This window comes from Gemella sp. GH3 (assembly GCF_013415425.1).
Classification (GTDB): Bacteria; Bacillota; Bacilli; order Staphylococcales; family Gemellaceae; genus Gemelliphila.
On sequence record NZ_JACBYC010000237.1, the window covers coordinates 1 to 2,697 of the forward strand.

At 47.2% G+C, this 2,697-nt stretch carries 1 protein-coding gene; it reads right to left on the minus strand.

Features of this window, described 5'->3' with window-relative positions; translation table 11 throughout:
* Nucleotides 1–2,697: hypothetical protein (locus tag HZY83_RS08520; protein ID WP_179943507.1), on the minus strand; the 2,697-nt coding region annotated here is incomplete at both ends.

Genomic DNA, 2,697 nt, shown 5'->3' on the forward strand with positions numbered 1-2,697 from the left:
GCAAGTCAGCATCAACGAGTGCGTCAGTGAGTGCAAGCACATCAGCAAGCAAGTCAGCATCAACAAGTGCGTCAGTGAGTGCAAGCACATCAGCAAGCAAGTCAGCATCGACAAGTGCATCAATTAGTGCAAGTACATCAGCAAGCAAGTCAGCATCAACGAGTGCGTCAGTGAGTGCAAGTACATCAGCAAGCAAGTCAGCATCAACAAGTGCGTCAGTGAGTGCAAGCACATCAGCAAGCAAGTCAGCATCGACAAGTGCATCAGTAAGTGCAAGTACATCAGCGAGTGAGTCGGCATCAACGAGTGCTTCAGATTCAGCACGTGAATCTGTAGAAACTAGCCAATCTGTAAGTAAATCAATATCGCAAAGTGCGTCAACGTCGGCAAGCGAATCAGCATCAACAAGTGCGTCAGTAAGTGCCAGCACATCAGCAAGTGAGTCGGCATCAATGAGTGCGTCAGAATCTGCAAGTACATCAGCAAGTGAATCAGCATCAACGAGTGCATCAGTAAGTGCAAGCACATCAGCAAGTGAATCAGCATCAACGAGTGCGTCAGTAAGTGCAAGTACATCAGCAAGTGAATCAGCATCAATGAGTGCGTCAGAATCTGCAAGTATATCGGCAAGTGAATCAGCATCGACAAGTGCGTCAGTAAGTGCCAGCACATCAGCAAGCGAGTCAGCATCGACAAGTGCATCAGTAAGTGCCAGCACATCAGCAAGCGAGTCAGCATCGACAAGTGCGTCAGAATCTGCAAGTACATCAGCAAGTGAATCAGCATCAACGAGTGCATCAGAATCTGCAAGTACGTCGGCAAGTGAGTCAGCATCAATGAGTGCGTCAGAATCTGCAAGTACATCAGCAAGTGAATCAGCATCAACGAGTGCGTCAGAATCTGCAAGTACATCGGCAAGTGAATCAGCATCAACGAGTGCATCAGTAAGTGCCAGTACATCAGCAAGTGAATCAGCATCGACAAGTGCATCAGTAAGTGCAAGTACATCTGCAAGTGAATCAGCATCAACAAGTGCGTCAGTAAGTGCAAGTACATCAGCAAGTGAATCAGCATCAACAAGTGCGTCAGAATCTGCAAGTACATCAGCAAGTGAATCAGCATCAACGAGTGCATCAGTAAGTGCAAGTACATCAGCAAGTGAGTCAGCATCAATGAGTGCGTCAGAATCTGCAAGTATATCGGCAAGTGAATCAGCATCAACGAGTGCATCAGTAAGTGCCAGCACATCAGCGAGTGAATCAGCATCGACAAGTGCATCAGTAAGTGCAAGTACATCAGCAAGTGAATCAGCATCAACGAGTGCGTCAGTAAGTGCAAGTACATCGGCTAGCGAATCAGCATCGACAAGTGCATCAGTGTCAGCAAGTACATCGGCAAGTGAATCAGCATCGACAAGTGCGTCAGTGAGTGCCAGCACATCGGCAAGTGAGTCAGCATCAACGAGTGCGTCAGTAAGTGCAAGTACATCAGCGAGCGAGTCAGCATCGACAAGTGCGTCAGAAAGTGCAAGTACGTCGGCAAGTGAATCAGCATCAACGAGTGCATCAGTAAGTGCAAGTACATCAGCAAGCGAATCAGCATCAACGAGTGCATCAGAATCTGCAAGTACGTCGGCAAGGGAGTCAGCATCAATGAGTGCATCAGTAAGTGCAAGTACATCAGCGAGTGAATCAGCATCGACAAGTGCGTCAGAAAGTGCAAGTACGTCGGCAAGTGAATCAGCATCGACAAGTGCATCAGTAAGTGCAAGTACATCAGCGAGTGAGTCGGCATCAACGAGTGCATCAGAAAGTGCCAGCACATCAGCAAGTGAATCAGCATCAACAAGTGCGTCTGTAAGTGCCAGCACATCGGCAAGTGAATCAGCATCGACAAGTGCATCAGTAAGTGCAAGTACATCGGCGAGCGAATCAGCATCAATGAGTGCATCAGAAAGTGCAAGCACATCAGCAAGCGAATCAGCATCAACGAGTGCGTCAGTAAGTGCAAGTACATCAGCAAGTGAATCAGCATCAATGAGTGCGTCAGAATCTGCAAGTGAGTCGGTATCAACAAGTGCGTCAGTAAGTGCAAGTACATCAGCAAGTGAATCAGCATCAACGAGTGCATCAGTAAGTGCAAGCACATCAGCGTCAGAATCTTCAAGTAATTCAGCAAGAGAATCAGAATCAGAAGAGAATAGCCAATCAGCAAGTAACTCAGATTCAGCTTCTATTAGTGCTTCGGAATCAGCATCAACAAGTGCATCAGAAAGTGCCAGCACATCGGCAAGCGAATCAGCATCAATGAGTGCATCAGTAAGTGCAAGTACATCAGCGAGTGAATCAGCATCAACAAGTGCATCAGTAAGTGCAAGCACATCAGCAAGTGAATCAGCATCAACGAGTACATCAGTAAGTGCAAGCACATCAGCGAGTGAATCAGCATCAACAAGTGCGTCTGTAAGTGCAAGTACGTCGGCAAGTGAATCAGCATCAACGAGTACATCGATTAGTGCAAGCACATCAGCAAGCGAGTCAGCATCAACGAGTGCGTCAGAATCTGCAAGTACATCAGCAAGTGAGTCGGCATCAATGAGTGCGTCAGAATCTGCAAGCACATCGGCAAGCGAATCAGCATCAATGAGTGCATCAGTAAGTGCAAGTACATCAGCGAGTGAATCAGCATCAACAAGTG